Source organism: Chryseolinea lacunae (assembly GCF_016735595.1).
Classification (GTDB): domain Bacteria; phylum Bacteroidota; class Bacteroidia; order Cytophagales; family Cyclobacteriaceae; genus Chryseolinea; species Chryseolinea lacunae.
Genome location: NZ_JAERRB010000005.1, coordinates 520,658 through 537,702 on the forward strand (window position 1 = coordinate 520,658; position 17,045 = coordinate 537,702).

Consider the following 17,045-nt stretch of genomic DNA (forward strand, 5'->3'; position numbering starts at 1 on the left):
TTTTATTTAGTCTGAACATCCGGCACGCCCACGCCGGCAACATCCGAAAGAAAACCGAAATAGAAATTGACCAGCTCTTCAACAGCGGCGGCATCGAGTCGTGGATTGTATTCTATGTTGCAGGCCACGCTGTCGGCATCGCGATCGTCTACCTCCACCACAAAATCAAAACTATTGAGCGGCAACGCATGGCCTTGTGCCGAATCTCTGCGATAGATGAATGGCACTATTCCGTTTTCATGATTTTCGAAGGTAATGCTCGCGGTCTTTGCCAGGTCGATGGGCTGCTGGCCAGGCTGCGATGCCAATTGCCGAAACAAGTCACCGGGCGATTCGATCGCATCAAAATCAAACCGGTGAGACACCAGTAAATTTTTTGAGTGCCCGTCAACCTGCAAGCTCTGGAGGCAGATGTCTTTCTGTCCCGAAAATTCGTAGAGTGTGTAGGCCAGTGCCGCCTTCAGAATATCCCACACGGCAATCTGTTCGGCCGCAGCAACATTTTTCAGATCGGCAAGAAGGCCATCGCGGATTTCAAATTTGAAATTGGATGTGGCCTGTTCGTCGGCCGTGTCGTCGGGAAAATACAACTGCGGCAGCAGCACCACGGCGTCGGAAATTTTGATCGCCACCGCTTCTTCGTTTGATGAAATGAATGTCGCCAGCTTTTCGATGGTGGTGTGGTTGAAGAGGTCGATAATGTTCAATTCCGGAAACGACTCCGACAGCATGGCGCTTACCTTAATGAGGTATAAGGAGTTTCCACCGAGGCTGAAAAAGCTGTCGTTCACGCCGATGTCTTCCCGTCCCAACACCTCGCTCCACACCTTGCGAATCAAGAGTTCTGTTTCGTTGCGCGGCAACAAAAGCCCGGCGTTGGTGGAACGGATCAGGTCTTTGGGCGACGGCAGTTTCCGGGCATCCACTTTGCCATTCGCCGTCAAGGGCATGGTGTGGATGTAGAGAAAATATTCTGGTATCATGTGGGCGGGCAGCTGATTGGCCATCGCGCCGCGAATCGCTTTTTCGTCGATGCGTTCTGTTGATGTATAGTAGGCAACAATCTTGTTGTCGCCGTTGGCAAACACGCTTGTTGTCACCACGCACTCCTGAATGGATGGGGAGTTTCGCAGGGCTTCTTCAATTTCTCCCAACTCCACACGGTGACCGCGAATTTTTATCTGGCGATCTCTCCGGCCGCGAATAATCACTTTTCCATCTTCGGTCCAGCGGCCATAGTCGCCTGTTTTATAAAGTCGTTCGCCCGCTTTGAAAGGATGTGTCATAAATTTCGCATCCGTCACCTCGCGGTTGTTCAAATATCCTCTGGCAAGACCGCGACCGCCAATGCACAACTCTCCGTCGATGCCAATGGGTGCAAGCTTGCCCCGACTGTCAAGAATAAAAACCTCTGTGTTGCGTATGGGGCGGCCAATGATGGGTGCTTTGGTGTAGTCGTCTATGATGTCGCCTGTGAGCGGGTTGGCAATACATCCCACGGTGGCTTCTGTGGGGCCATAGTGATTTACAAAACGTGTGTCGGGACAAAATGTGCGATAGTTTTCCACGTCTTCCTTGCGAATGAGCTCACCTCCCAAAACAATGAGGCGTAGCGACATTTGCGCAGCCACCTTTTTAAAGTCGGGAACGTGCGTCAGCATATAGAATAGCGACGGCGTGGTTTTGATAAAACTGATGCGCTGCTCAACAATATAGTTCAGCAAACGGTCGGGCACAGCACCATAATCAAGGTCGACCAGGTGAAGTGTGCCGCCTGCCAACAGCGTGCCCCAAAAACTTGTGTAGCCCAGGTCGAATGCCAGAGACGACAGCACAATGGAGCTGTCGGTTGGCACGATGTTGAACGTGTCTATGAACCACGAACTGTAGTTCACAACAGACCGGTCTTCAATCATCACGCCCTTGGGACGACCGGTTGTTCCTGAGGTATAGATCACATAGGCAAGGCTATCGGGCGGTCGCGACGGCAGTTGTTGATCGTTGTTGTTTTCAAACGTATCGATCTGAATGTCGCTAACCAACAGTTCGCCTTCAAACCATCCGAAGTCAAACATCTGGTCGCTTTCCACCAGCAGAATTTCCAACGCGGCATCCTTCACCATGTGCTGGATACGCTCTATGGGCTGCGACGGTTCGATGGGAACAAACGCACTGCCGGATTTTAGAATGCCGAGTATGCCAATGATGGCCCACTCCGATTTTGTGGCCAGCACGCCAATGGTCCGGTCACGGCCGACGTTGCTTTTTTGAATAAGATATTTTGCAAGCCGATCGCTGCGTTCATCAATCTCCCGGAACGTATAGGCTTTGCTCGCCGTGCGAACCGCTACCGCCGATGGTTCGCGCGCGGCTTGCGCGCTGAACATGTCCACCACGGAGAGACTACCTTCGTTCGCTGAGGTTTCTCGGTTGAAAACGGTTTTAACACATTCTGCTTCATCATCGCGAAGCAATGAAATACTTTCGAACGATGCGTCCATGTGTTGACGGATGCGCGCGAGTACGTTGCCAAAATGTCCGAGAAATTGTGCTGCCGTAAACAACGGATAGAGCAATTCGTTGAACTGCAATCGCAGCACAACATGGTGTTCGATATCGGTTGTCACCAACAGATTGAAGCCTGAAGCTTGCGGCGCAGCACTTGCATTTTCCGCCGTGGCATACGCAAAACCATAGCGCAGAATGTCGGCTTCCTCTATTCCCCTGTCGGCAAAACTGTTCCGGAGATTTTCATAGCGATAGCTGCTGTGGTTCAATGCCTGTTGCAGCTCGGCTTGTGTCTTTTGAATGATGGCCTTGAGTGTTTGTGTTTCATCGAACGCACTGAAAAGAAACAACAGTGTGTCGTTTGCCGATTCTGTTCTGGCGCTTCGCGGGCCGGGTGTGGCTATCAAAAATTCGTCGTCACTGAAATATTTCCGAAGAAGCACCTGAAAAACGGTTGCCAACACCAGAAACCCTTCAACATCACGTTCTTTGGTGAGTGCGCGAAAATTGGCCAGCGTCGTTGCTTCCAGTCGCAACGAAACAGACTGCGTTTCGCCGCGCACAACGTTGCCCGTTTGGGCCACCGCCGAAAACTTATTCAGCCAATAGTCGTCTATGATCTTGTTGCGTTTATCGTCTTGCATGGGGTTGGCTATTAATATCAAAAACTAAAATCTACTTCAAGCGTGTGTTGCTCCAGTTGTTGCTCGAACGGCAAGGCGATATGGAGCTCGCGCATTTTTTTCTGGGGATTTTCGGCCACCTGGCCGATGAGTACCTGAAACCGATCGGCCAGAATTTCTATGGTCTCTGTCTTGAACAGCGATTTGCTATACACAAATTGCATTTGCAGCTCGTCGGGACTTTCGGAAACCAACAGCCAGAGATCGGTTTTTGCTTTTGTGAAGCCGGTGTGGTAGTCGTGAATTTGAAAGTCGATATCGAACGATTCTGCCAGTTCGTTCCGCGTGCTCCAGGTCAGCCCCACATTGAACAACGACGACAGGTTGGGATGCCGCTCGAGGATTTGAAGCATCAACACATCGTAGGGATAGGTTTGATGTTGGAAATCGCGAAGCGTGTCGGTTTTCACTTTTGAAACAAAATCCAGAAACACATCGTCGTCGTGAACATGCGTTCTGAGCAACAGGGTGTTCAGGTAAATTCCGATTTGATCTTCCAGGTCGCTGTGCTCTCTTCCGCTCACCGGTGTTCCGATAACCACATCGTCGGTTCCCGTATATTTGGCCAGCAGAACGTTGAAGGCGGCGAGGGTCACCATGAACAACGTGGTGCCTTTCTTCTCTGCGATAGCCGTTAGTCCGCTCAACTCGTTTCCAATCACGCGGAACACCACCTTGTCGGCCTCCGAAAAATGAATGTCAGAGCTTTTGAAATCCGTGGGCAACGCCAGGATATAGTGGCTGTTGTCGAGTCGTTTCGTCCAATAGCCTTTGTGTTGTTCCAGTTTGTCGCCAAACAGCTGGTTGTTTTGCCACGCTACAAACTCCTTATACTGAATGCGAAGCGGAGGAAGTGCTTCCGTTTTCTTGCCGTTAAACATTTTATAAAACTTCAACGCCTCGTTCTTGAGCAACGCAATGGATCGCCCGTCGGAAACGATGTGATGCATGGTGATGACGAAAATAAATTTCTCGTCTTCCAGTTGTATAAGCAAAATTCGCAGCAAGGGTGTTTTGGCGAGGTCGAATGCCTTGCCGGCCTCCTTCTTCACTATGGCCTTGGCCGTGGTGTCGCGCTGCGTATCATTGCGCAAGTCGATGACGGGCAATGCAAACGACACATCGCTGGCAGCGTGCACCTTTTGCATGGGTTCGCCGTTCACCATCTCAAAGCTGGTGCGCAGGCTTTCGTGCCGTTCAATCACGGCAACAAAGGCTTGCTCGAGGGCCAACGGGTTCACTTTGCCAATGAAGGTGTAGGCAGCCGGTACGTTGTAGGCCTCTTTGCCTTCCAACTGATTCAGCAGCCAAAAGCGTTTTTGCGCGTGCGAAACATTATAGTATTCGCGGGCCGGCAGCGGCATGATCGGCTCGAAGGCCGTGACCGCACCGGTGTCGACCAGTGTGTCGATTTTTGCTGCGAGCTTGCGCACCGTGCTGTGATACAATATGTCTTCGAACCCCAGCTCCACACCCAGTGTTTTCTTCACGAGGTTCAGCAGCTGCATGATGTTTAGCGAATGTCCGCCAACTTCATAGAAGTCGTCGTCCAGCAACACGCTGTCCAGCTTGAGCACCTTGTGCCATATTGAAATGACACGGGCTTCTGTTTCGGTAACCTTTTCGTGGCTTATGTTGCGCACCCGTTCGAAGTCGGTGGTGCTATCGATGTTCAGGTTCGCATCGGCAGTTGCCGCGGCGGTGGCGGCGCGACAGTCGGTGATGCCCGCCGGTGTTTTGCGGGTGATGGCGTTTTCGTCTAACACAAAAAAGGGATTGATCGAAAACGACGACAGATCAACCTTGGCCACCGCCACCTGCGGTTGGTTCAAGGCGATCGCACAGGTGATGGCCGCGCGACCTTCCGTGTTGGAAATGCCTTGTATCATCGCTTCACGCGAAGCAACTTCGGCCTCCGATTTTTTCAGCTTCTTCCGATAAGCCAGCCCCGTCTCCTTCCAATCCGACCAGTTGATGGCTACAAAATTTCGTTGTTGCAGTTGCATGGATTCGGCAAACGCTTCCTCAAATGCATTGGCCGCCGAATAGTCAGATCCGTTTCGGGCGGGCACAATGGTGCCAATGGACGAAAACAGAACAAAAAATTCGGGGTTCAGCTCTCGTGTTGCTGTCTCCAGAAAAATGGTGCCGGCAACTTTAGGGCTTAAGGTCGAGCGCACGTCTTGCAGGTTTCGAAGCGCAATGGACACGCCACTGCTGCCAAGGCCCGAAGAATGGATAACACCATCGATGGCGGGATAGGCTGCACGAATTGTTTTCATTGCTTGCTGCACCTGTTCAAAATCGCCGATGTCGGTTTGTATGTAGCGAACGGTGGCGCCGGCCTGCTCCAGTTCGAGCAGGGCATCGATCCGTTCGATCGCACTTTTGTCGGTGCTCTCCGCACGAAATGTTGCCCACATTTCTCTTGGGCAAATGGGGGTGCGACCCAATATGATCACTGTGCATCTGCCGCGTTCGGCCAACATCCGGCTGGCTTCGAGCCCCAGGCCCGTTGCACCGCCCGTCACCACAAACACGCCGTTGTCTTTGAATTGAAAAGAGCGCTGGATAGCCGTTGCATCGAACACCACTTTGGCAAGTTTTGGCACATAGCGTTGTGTTCCCCGAAGGGCCACAAACCGAATGAGTCCCTCGTGCAACACTTCCTTCATAACAGAAGCCGCCAGAACATCGTTGGGATATTCGTCGTAGACCACATCCACACACGTGAGCTTCAACACCGGAAACTCGGTCATCATGGCTTTCAGAAAAACCGACGTCATCTTGTGAAGCGGAAGCATAACGCTTTCCGTCTTGCTGACCCGATGGCCGTTAGACGTTACGGCAGCAAACCGAAATTCAGGTTGTTGCAGCGACTGCTGAAAGGTTTGAATAATACGGTAGAGTGAGATAAATCCCCGCTCTACGCGATCGTTGTAGTTTTGAGGGTTCAGCGCATAGGGCGCCGTGTAGTTATAGAGATAAAAAATTCCGGTGATCTGAACGCCTTGTTCGTCGAGGCTTTCACGAAGCCGTTCATAGTCGTCGGCCGAGGTGGCGTTAAGCGTGTAGTTGCCGGTCGCATCCTGACTGAACGCGTCTGCAAACGAAACAGCAATGCACCGATTGTTCGTGCCCACGTTCTTTATCAACTCGTGGTTGAGGCCATGCTCATCGCAAAAAACGAGAAACACCTGATCGCAGATTTCAACCGCATCGATTTGTGCTACGGCGGGCGTCCAATCCAACGCATAAAACCATTGGTCCACACCTTCAACGATGGGCTTGTAGGGTTCTTCATACCAGCACCTCACCTTTTCGAATGGATAGGTGGGCACTTCGACCCTGCGATGGTGCGCACCGTTGTAGTGAGCAACCCAGTCTATGGAAACGCCGGCATTGTAGAGGCCGGTGAACATGTTCATGAGGGTGTCGTCTCCATGTTGGTCAATGGCCGTTGTGAGTTCCAGGCCTTTTACTTCGTTTTTGCGCGCCTGCAATTTTTGATAGCACACGCCATCGTTGCCCATCTCCACAAACACCGACACCTCTTTGGCAAGCAGGTCTTTCACGGCGCGCGTAAATTTCGTTTCGTCGAAGGCAGCAGCGCCGCTGTAGTGTTTTGCCAGGTCTACGGCTTCGGCCATGCCGATGGTGCCGGTGATAAGTTTGGTGGTGATGTTCCCGATGCCCGTGCCCATGATGGTGCGCACCGGAATGCCATAGGTCAAAAATTGTTTGTAGGTGGCCCATTGTGCCGCCAGCACCGCGATGTTTTCGGTGAGCCCGGAGGGTCCTCCTGCCAACGTTTGTATGTCGGCGAAGGCTTCTTCCATTTTTGGATACTTCTTTCGCAGTCTGGATAACAATGCTTCGTCAACCTGTTCGAGCGAAAACAACAGCACAACCTTCTTTCCCTTTTGCTTCACCGCCGGGAGCGTCTTCAACACATCGGTGTTCAAACGATCGAGAAGACCTTGAAGCAAGGCCGTTTTGTCCTTGCCATGAACGCCGATGCGGTAAGCATAGTCGGCACGTCCACGGTTGAGGGTATATAAAATATCGTTCAGCGAACCGCCGGCTTGCGCCAGGTGTTCTGTTATGCGATTCAAATAGGCTTCGAGCGCGGCAACGGATTTTGCCGATACTTTCAAAAAAAGATCATCATCATTCGAAGCGGTTGTGTGTGCCCCGGCCAACGGTGCTTCCTCCAACACGAGGTGTGCATTGGTGCCGCTCAGGCCAAAGCTGTTGATTCCACAACGCCGCGGATATGCGCCATTATCCCAGGGTATCGCGGTGGTGTTCACATAGGCACCGCTGTTCTTGAAGTCGATGAACGGGTTTGGCTTATCGAAATGAATAGTGGGCAAAATGGTTTTGTGTTTCAACGACACAACGCCCTTCATGACGCTGGCAATGCCCGCCGCATTTCCTAAATGGCCGATGTTGCTTTTGATGGAGCTTACCGCACAGAAATGTCGTTTCGAGGTGAATGTGTTGAAGGCGTCTGTGAGCGATTGAAATTCAATTACGTCGCCCAGTTGGGTGCCGGCACCGTGTGCTTCAACATAGGCGATAGTTTCAGGATCGATGCCCGCGTTATTCCATGCGTTCACGATGGCCGCAGTCTGGGCCACAGGGCTTGGTGCGGTGATGCTGTTTGACCGACCGCCGTCCTGGCTCACGCCAATGCCACGGATGACGGCCTGAATATTATCTTTGTCGCGCACAGCATCGTCGAGCCGTTTGAGCAGGAACATGCCGCCGCCTTCGCCAATGCCAATGCCCGCCGCATCGGCGTCGAACGCCCGGCTCTTTCCATCGCTTGATGTAACACCCAGGTGGCCTCCGCCTGTGCCCTTCTCTACAAAACTAAGTTTCACATTGATGGCGCCCACCAGTGCACAATCGATCTTGCCGTGTGCCAGTTTCTCTACGGCCTCGTTCATTGCAATGAGCGACGACGAGCATCCGGTGTCCACCATCACTGCGGGGCCCGACAGTTGCAGGGCATAGGCCATGCGACCAAACACCATCGAGTTCAATGTGCCGGTGTGGATGGTGGGGTCTTTTTCGGTTATCACTTCATTGATGCGCTGCAAATACAAATAGGGCGTGAGGTTACTCGACGCCATGTAGATGCCCGTGTTGCTGCCCTTGAAATCGTCGAGGCTATAGCCCGCATTTTCAATTGCCTCGCAGGCCAACTCCAGGGCCATGCGCTGCGTGGGCTCCATAAACTCGGCTTCCTTTTTTGAAATCTGGAAGAACTTGTGATCGAACAAATCCACGCGGTTCAAATGACCTGCCGTCTTGTAGTCCTTGTCGGGATCTTCGCCCGAAAAAATCAGGCGCTCGCGCGCAGGCTCGCGCACACTATCTTTCTTGTCACGGAGGTTGTCATAGAATTTTTCCAGATTGGCGGCGTCCGGAAATATTCCGCTAATCCCAATGATGGCGATGGCATGGTTGTTCATTGCAATTCTATTAGAGGTATCTGTTTCAAACCCGCGCGCGGTCTGCGACTGCACGAGGGAAAATTAGAATTCGAAACTGTCGATGGTGTTGTTCACCAGCTCATTTCTCGTCAGATATCTGGCGAGGGTCTGGATGGTGCTGTATTTAAACAAGTCGGCCAACACCACCTGTCCGGGAAAAAGCTGCGACACCTCACGAAAAACTTTTACCAGCTTCAGCGAGTTTCCGCCAATGGAGAGAAAGTTGTCGCTGGTGCTGATCTGCTCGCGCTGCAAAATTCTTTGCCAAAGTTCCAGCAGTTGTTCCTCCGTTCTATTTTTTGGAAGCTCGTGTGTTGATTCGTCTGTTTTTTGCGTCTTCATGGCAAGCAAGGCTGCGCGATTAATTTTTCCATGTGCCAACAACGGAAAGCTGTCGACGATTATAAAATTTGCCGGCATCATATAGTCCGGCAGTTTCTGCGATAGTGTGTTGCGAAGTGTCGCTACATCGATCGCCGTTTTTGTTTCGACGTAGGCCGTCAGGTATGTGTTTTCGGGTGTGTCGTCGTGCAGCAACACCACGGCGTTTTTCGCTGCGCTGTGTTGCAAAATAATTTTCTCGATTTCGGCAAGCTCCACACGATAGCCGCGAATTTTCACTTGGCCGTCGTTTCTTCCCGCCAGTTGAATGCTGCCGTCGGCGAGCCATCGGCCCACATCGCCTGTTTTATACAACACGGTGCCGGGCGCGAAGGGATTGTCAACAAATTTCTCGTCCATCAGTGTCTTTCGGTTCAGATAGCCCTTCGACACGCCCGCGCCCGAAATACAAATTTCTCCGGCAACGCCCACCGGGCAAAGTTGAAGATCGCCGTCCACGATGTAGGCCTTGTTGTTGTGTATCGGTTTGCCGATCACGGGGCGTTGCTCAAAGTGATCGAAATTTTCGCGCGTAACATAATAGCTTGCCGTGCCAATAGTGGTTTCGGTGGGGCCATAGTGGTTGAGAAATTTGGTGGCGGGTTGTGCGTCCAGAAATTTTCCAACGTCTTTTGTCTTGATGTGCTCGCCGCCTAACACGATCAACCGAAGCGCATAGTGTTTCGATGTTGCATCAAAATTCACATCGTCGGTGATGAACGAGAACTGCGATGGTGTGAGCTTTAGGAACGTAACCTTGTGGCTGGTCAATGTGTCGATGAGTCGGTCCGGATCGAGGTGGTCGGCCTGCTCCAGAATGTGAACGGTGCTTCCGCTCGCCAGGGCCGGCCACAGACTGGTGTAGCAAAGGTCGAAGGCGATCGATGCCAGCAGCAACGTGCTGTCGGCCGCGGTTATGCCGCCGATGGTTTTGAACCAGCGGATGTAGTTGGCAAATGAATGTTGCGAAATGATTGTGCCCTTGGGTTGGCCCGTCGAACCCGATGTATAAATGATATAGACATTGTCCGCTAAGCGCAGGTTGATATCGGGATTTTTGTTTGATCCCGAAAGCACAAGCCGTTCGTCAAACAAGATGATCGGTGTTTGCAGGCCATCGACTGAAACAAACTCGTCGGCTATCACGGCCACGGCGCCACTGTCGTCGAGCATGAATTTGCATCGCTCGGCCGGCACACCGCGGTCTATCGGGAGAAATGTGGCACCGGCTTTCATAATGCCCAGAAGTGCAACAAACATTTCCACACCCCGCTTCATCCGAAGGGCCACCACATCGCCGGGTTTCACGCGATGCTGTTCAATCAACAGATTGGCAAATTGATTTGATCGCCGATCAAGTTCGCCATAGGTCAAAACAACATCGCCGGCATGAAAGGCGATGTTGCCGGGTGTTTGTCTAACCTGGTCTTCGAACAACCGGACGAAGGGCAACACGTTGTTGCGTGTTTCGGTGGCATTGAAGTCGTTCAGCAGCAAATGCTGTTCCTCGATGCCAACCTTCATCAACTTGCCGATGGGCTCGTGGGCATTGCTCAACACACGCCCGATGAGCTGTGTCAATTGTTCTTTCCAAAGCGCTATCGCCTGGTGTGTGAAGAATGCCGGTTGGTAGTGCAGGCTAATCTTCAGATCGCTGCCGCGATGCCATACCAAAAGCTTTGCGTTGAACCTTTCGTTGTAGGTGTGCAAGGCTTGCACTGTGAATGCCACGGGCAGCTGTTCCGTTGCATTCGCACCGGCTGCAACGCTTTCGAAGCTCACAGACAAATAGTTTTTTTCGCTCGCGCGTTCGGGCACGGGGTTGTAGTTATCCTGCCATTGGCGAAGGACCTCGGCTTGCGTGGTGAGCTTTTGATACACCTGGCCAAATGTGTCGCTTGCATTGAAGGCACAGCGCATCGGCAGTGTGCGCGCCAGCACGCCGGAAATTTTCTGAAAGCCTTCAAATGTTCTTCCCGATTCCACTTTCCCCATCACAAAACTGCCGGGTGTGGCCAGGTGATGGTATAGCAAAACAGACCAGCATGTCAACAGGAAGTCGGAAGCGTTCTGACCGGAAGCTTCCAGAAAATTATTCAGTTGTTGTTTTACTTTCCGGTCAAGCTCCACGTTCACATGTTGCGGAAGTTCATGTTCTTTGGTGTGATCATAGTGTTGAAAGGGGTGCTTTTCAAACACATCCAGTGTGGCTACCTGTTGCTGCCAGAATTGTGAAGCCTCTTCGTTGGCTTCGTCCAGCATCTCGTTGTGCCACTCTGAATATTGTATAAACTGCAATTGCTCTCCGGCGTCATCGTGCTGTTCGAGGTCGTTGCCATAGGCTGTCTGCACCTCGTCGGCCAGGGCGCAAAGTGTTGCTGCGTCGCTGGCGAGTGTAGATGCATACAGAACCAGCAGGTGTTTTGCAGAGCCAAAGGTGAGCACCCTGGCACGAAGCATGGTCGATTGGTCGGGTGCAAATTTTTCAACCAGCAGCTCTTCCAGTATCCGTGCAACGCAGGGCTTGCGCATGTCGGCGTCGAGGTGAACAACGTCTTCATCCGGATTAAACGGTATGCAATCGCCTTCCACAATTTGCATGGGATAGGCAAGGTCGGCCTGATCGATATAAGATGTTCTGAAAATTTCGTGACGGTTGGCCACGCCCTGCAGCACGGCCGATAGCCTGGATAAATCCAGCGCTCCGCAAACCTTTATACAGAGGATATTATTAAAATCGTAGCCTGCATGTTTTTGCATCCAGATTCTCCTTTGCAAAGGAGAAAGCGAATAGCCATTGACAACTGCGTTCATTCGTGTTGCTGCTCTAGTGGTTTAGTATTTTATTTGACTATGGGCATTGTTCATGGCCACCAGTATTTTTCGGTCGCCTGAAAAACTATTGCGGCCGTGCGCCATCAGCATGTTGTCGAGCAACAGGATGTCACCTTTCTTCCAGGGGAAATAGACCTTTGTTTTTTCGAATGCATCTTTCAGTTCGGCAAGCACCTCGGGTTCGATTTCAGTTCCGTCGCCATAGAATGTGTTGAACGGAAGGTTGTCGCGATCGCCCACAGCCTCGTGAACGCTTTCGTCGAGGTTGATGGCATTGAAAAAGAAGCCGTGATTGAACCACGTCTTTTCTCCCGTGACGGGATGAACGTGAACGGCCGGCCGCGCCCAGCTGATCCGCAGGTTATCTTCGGCAAGCCAGGTGTAGGCAATGCCGCGTTCGCGACAATAGGCTTCTACCACATGCTTGTCGGATGTTTGATATACATCTCTCCACGAAAGTCCCAGACCACTCATGAGATTGCGCACATACAGAATGCCCTTCGCTTCAAACCGGGCGCGCGTCTTCTCAGACAGCAACGCCAACACCTTGCGGCTATCCGCGATCGGTGTTTCTCCTCCGGTGGTTGAGGGATAGAGACAATAAAATAAAATCTGCATCGGCCAGTCGTGCGAATACGACAACTCGTTGTGCATATTGATGACCTGGTCGGCGGGATGGTCGGTCGATGTATAGGTCTTGTCAGACAGTAGGGTTCGTGGCGAAGACTGGTCAACATAGGTCATGCCTTTGTCGCTGAGGGCTGCCACCACTTCCTGGAATGCCTCCATCGTATGAATGCCAAAGTCGCGAAACAGTATGCCGCCCGATTTATGCAGCTGCTCCTGAATGTAGGAGGTATTGTTTCTTACCCATTGCGCCAGGATGAGGCCCGTGAGGTTGGGCTTGACCACCACGGGATAGGACGTGCCCGGAAAAAATGTCTCATTCACCAGGGCTTGCGCGCCCAGGTTGATGGGCACCTTCTTCATGGTCTTGAACCTGTCAAACTTGGCTTCCTTCACTTTCTCATAGTTTTCCATAGTCTTTTCCTTTTGTTTCGACGACAAACTATTCACCAGGTCTTGTATGTTTCTTTCCGAATGTTCGACGAGGAGCGCGGCTAACGATTTGAATTGGTCGACAAGACCATCGATCGTTTCGGGTTTGTAGAGGTCCGTGCTATAGGTGAGCGATATATACAGTTGTCGATTGATCTCCCAGCCGTGAAACCAGAGATCGGTTTTAATCTCCTGATGATCGTGACGGAAGTGCGTCACTTCCAATCCCTGCAAGGAATAGGTTTGACTGCTTCCCTCCGGACCGTCCACGTTTTGCCAGGTGAACCCGACATCAAACAGTGGCGATCGCAGCAGATCGCGGGAGAGATTTAATGTCTCCACCAGCAGATCAAAGGGATAGTCCTGGTGTTCGAACGCCTCCAGTGTGGCATCCTTTATTTTATTGAGGTAGACGCCAAAGTTGCGCTCGGGGTCAACCGTTGTTCGCAGGGCCAGCGTGTTCAGATACAGGCCAATTTGGTTTTCGAGCGCCTGGTGATGGCGACCGGCAATGGGTGTTCCCACGGTGAGCGTTGTCTGCTTTGTGTAGCGATAGAGCATCACGTTTATCATCGCCAGCACATACATAAACAACGTGACCCCTTCTTTGCGGCTCGACTCAACCATGAACTTGCTCTCGTCTTCCGACAGCGTAAAGATGATACGCTTAGCCTTCGATGTCTTTGTCTCCTTCCGGGGAAAATCAATAGGCAAGTTTAACGCGGGTGGTGCATCGCCCAACTGACGCTTCCAGTATTTTTCAAGCGTGTCCACGCCCTGGTGTCTCAGCATTTTGTTTTGCCACGCCACGTAGTCTTTATATTGAATCTTTAATGGTTCGAGGTTTGGTGCAAGGTTGCGGGCGTAAGCATTGTAGAGCTCAAGCGCCTCCTTTATCAATACCCAAAACGACCAGCCGTCGCCAATGATGTGGTGCATGCTGATAACAAACGTGAAGTTTGTCTCTTCCAACCGGAGCAGCGTGGCCTTTATAAGCGGACCTTTTTCCAAATCAAAAACCTGCGACGCCTGTTGTGTGACGAGGGTCTTTGCTGTGACGTCGCGATTATAATCTGTTCGCAGGTCGACCTGCTGCAGCGAAAAATCAAACGTGTTGCTGTCCACAATTTCCTGCATCGGGTGGCCATCCACCATCGTAAACACAGTGCGCAAAATTTCGTGGCGCTGCACAATGGTGCAAAAAGCTTTCTCCAGCAAATCAACCTGCAGCGTGCCCTTAAAGGAATAGGCATCGGTCATGTTATAGGCCGTTCGGTATTCGGGCATGTGGTTGAGAACCCACAGCCGCTGTTGCGCGTGCGACAATTCGTGGTAGCGTTGCGCGGCCACCGGTGCGATCTCTTCGAACACGACGGCGTTTGCTTTGGCCAGGGTTGGCGCCAGGCTGCGCACCGTGGGATAGTTGAAGATGGACTTGAGCCTGATGTTGGTATTGAATGCCCTGTTGAGTCGCGACAGAAGTTGCGTTGCCAGCAGCGAGTGGCCGCCATGCTGAAAGAAGTTGTGGGTGACGCCGATTTTTTCGAGCTGCAAAACCTCTTTGAAAATGGCCAGCAGATTTTCTTCTGCGGCGTTTTCAGGGGCCGTAATTTCCTGTGCGCTTTCGCCGGCAAGATCGGGTTCGGGCAACGCCAGCACGTCGATCTTTCCATTGGGTGTTAAGGTAAACTTTGCAATCTTGATGATGTGCACCGGCACCATGTGTTCGGGCAAGCGGATGGCCAGCAATTTCTTGATGACGTCAACCGAAAGGTCGTGGGCCAGCGAAACGTATGCGCACAACACCTTGTTGCCTCCCTTGAGGGCAATGAGCACCTGGTCGGTTTGAAGAATGTTTTTTATGGCCGATTCGATCTCCAGCAATTCGACGCGATGACCATTTATTTTTACCTGCGAATCCTTGCGTCCGATAAATTCCAAATTCAGATCCGGCCGCAGCCGAACCAGATCGCCCGTGCGATACATTCGCTCGCCCGGAATGAACGGGTGCGGCACAAACTTGGTATTGTTAAACTCTTCGTTGCCCAGATAGCCCCGCGAAAGTCCTTCTCCAAAAACAAACAGCTCTCCAACGATGCCCACGGGCTTCAATTGTAAATCGGCATCCATCACATACAAGCCCGAATTGGAAATGGGTTTGCCGATGGGGATTTTTTCATACTCCTGATCTACCTCAAACGCCGTAGACACAACGCAGTTTTCGGTTGGCCCATAGGCGTTCACGATGGTTAACTTCGGACAGGCCTGCTTCACCAGCTTGACACGCAACGGCGACAACACCTCTCCGCCCACCACCAGTCTGCGCACACTCGAAAACAACGCCGGCTTTTGCGACGACAATTCATGAAAGAGGGCCGACACCAGTTGCAGTATGGTGATGTCGTGCTCCACCATATAGCGGTGCAGCGCTTCGCTGTCGAGCAAACATTCTTTCGACACCAGGCACAACGTGGCACCATTGAGCAGGGCGCCGAATATTTCCATGCACGACGGATCGAACGAAATCTCTGCGGTTTGAAGCCAACGGTCGCTGGGGCGCACATCCAAAAAATCAGAGTTCACCACCAGGCGAATGATGGAGCGATGTTCGATCTGAACACCCTTGGGAATGCCCGTGGACCCCGATGTGAACATGATGTTCGACAACTGGTCGGGTGAGACCTGCACACCACACGGTGTGGCGGGCATGTTGTTCAGCACGAGGCGATCGAATTGCTGTTTATGTTTTGCGATTTGTTTGTCAACATCGCAGCGCGACTTGTCTACCGACAATATGGTGTCGTAGCGAAAGTCGGTGAGTTCGTTTGGAATGGTGAAGATCTTTTCGCTGTGAAAAACTTTGTCGATGCCAGCAATTTCCACGCGCAGGTCGTCAAAGAAGCGCCTGCTCACAAAAAGCTCGTTCGAAAAATCGAGCTTGGTGTTGGCCATGGGGTTGTGTCGCTTAAACTCATGGATGGAGTTGACCATCGCTGCTTTTTTGTCGAGGTCCATCACATCGCCAACAAACACGATGCCTTTGTCGCCCAACAGGTCGTAGCACTTCCGAATGATCTGGCGCAGATAGTTCAACCCGTTGAAGGCCTGGATCACACTGTTGATGATAATGATGTCGAAATCCTTTTCGTCGATCAAATCAATATCGCCCGCGCCCAAACACTTCAGCCGTATGTTGTCGATTCCTTCGTCGGCACACCGTTGTTCGTTGTAGGATATGATGGCGTTCGAAATGTCGGTGCCATAATAACTTTTAACATAAGGCGCAATGCGATACATGGTGATGCCGGAAGCACACCCGATCTCCAATACTTTTTTTGTGGGATCGAGATACGATTGCAGTTTCAGATAGGCATTCACGGAATATTCATCCATCATCTGCCGACTGAACTTTTCCTTTGTATAGCTATTGGTCCAGCCACCGCCGGCGATATCGTCGTCGGCCGTTTCGCCAATGTATTCCCAAAGTTCTTTCTTCATCAACGGGTTTGCCCGTTCTTCGAGATTGTAAAAATCCACACCGTCGACACACAACACGGTTAGCAGGTCGTTGCACAGCCATTGCAGCATGTTTGCTTCGCGGATAAACGCAGTCTCCGAGATCAACACGGATGCCTTTCCCTCGGCGATCATGTTCCGGTTGCGCTCAATGGGATATTCATGGTTGAGGGGAAGATAGGCTCCTCCCGCTTTCAAAATGCCCATGATGGCCACCACCATTTCTATGGAACGATCGAGGTAGATCGCTACCGCGGATTCTTTTTTCACACCGCGACCGATCAACCAGTGCGCCATTTTGTTAGACCGCTCATCCAGTTCACAATAGGTAACCCGAACATCGTTGAGCGCTATGGCCGTTTTGTCGGGATACTTCGCGACCATGTCTTGAAATATATCGACCACACTCTTATTCCTGGGACAGTCGGTTCGGGTGTTGTTTATTTTCTGGTAGAGCTCGGCGAGATCTGCCTCCAACCCAAGTGACTGAAGCTTGATACTTGAAAGTTTCATTTGTTGATGCGTAATAGTCGGGGTATGTTTTTTCAGGATGTAAGGT

At 51.7% G+C, this 17,045-nt stretch carries 4 protein-coding genes; all 4 read right to left on the reverse strand.

Annotation, left to right across the window (positions count from 1 at the left end):
- Positions 1-2: 2 nt before the first annotated feature.
- Positions 3-3,152: a non-ribosomal peptide synthetase gene (locus JI741_RS17705; protein ID WP_202011983.1), complete on the reverse strand. Its 3,150-nt coding sequence runs from the start codon at positions 3,150-3,152 to the stop codon at positions 3-5.
- A gap of 17 nt (positions 3,153-3,169) precedes the next feature.
- Entirely contained in the window at positions 3,170-8,674 is a 5,505-nt protein-coding gene (locus JI741_RS17710) for an SDR family NAD(P)-dependent oxidoreductase (protein ID WP_202011990.1), read from the reverse strand.
- Between the two features lie 63 nt (positions 8,675-8,737).
- Positions 8,738-11,890, reverse strand: coding sequence for a non-ribosomal peptide synthetase (locus tag JI741_RS17715; protein WP_202011992.1), 3,153 nt, complete (start codon positions 11,888-11,890; stop codon positions 8,738-8,740).
- Positions 11,891-11,911: 21 nt separating this feature from the next.
- Entirely contained in the window at positions 11,912-16,999 is a 5,088-nt protein-coding gene (locus tag JI741_RS17720) for a condensation domain-containing protein (RefSeq protein WP_202011994.1), read from the reverse strand.
- Between the last annotated feature and the right edge of the window lie 46 nt (positions 17,000-17,045).

What these genes read in the sequence shown, in the direction of transcription:
- JI741_RS17720 (WP_202011994.1), bottom strand. Translation starts at nt 16,999, where the DNA reads ATGAAACTTTCAAGTATCAAGCTTCAGTCACTTGGGTTGGAGGCAGAT.
- JI741_RS17710 (WP_202011990.1), bottom strand. Translation starts at nt 8,674, where the DNA reads ATGAACAACCATGCCATCGCCATCATTGGGATTAGCGGAATATTTCCG.
- JI741_RS17715 (WP_202011992.1), bottom strand. Translation starts at nt 11,890, where the DNA reads ATGAACGCAGTTGTCAATGGCTATTCGCTTTCTCCTTTGCAAAGGAGA.
- JI741_RS17705 (WP_202011983.1), bottom strand. Translation starts at nt 3,152, where the DNA reads ATGCAAGACGATAAACGCAACAAGATCATAGACGACTATTGGCTGAAT.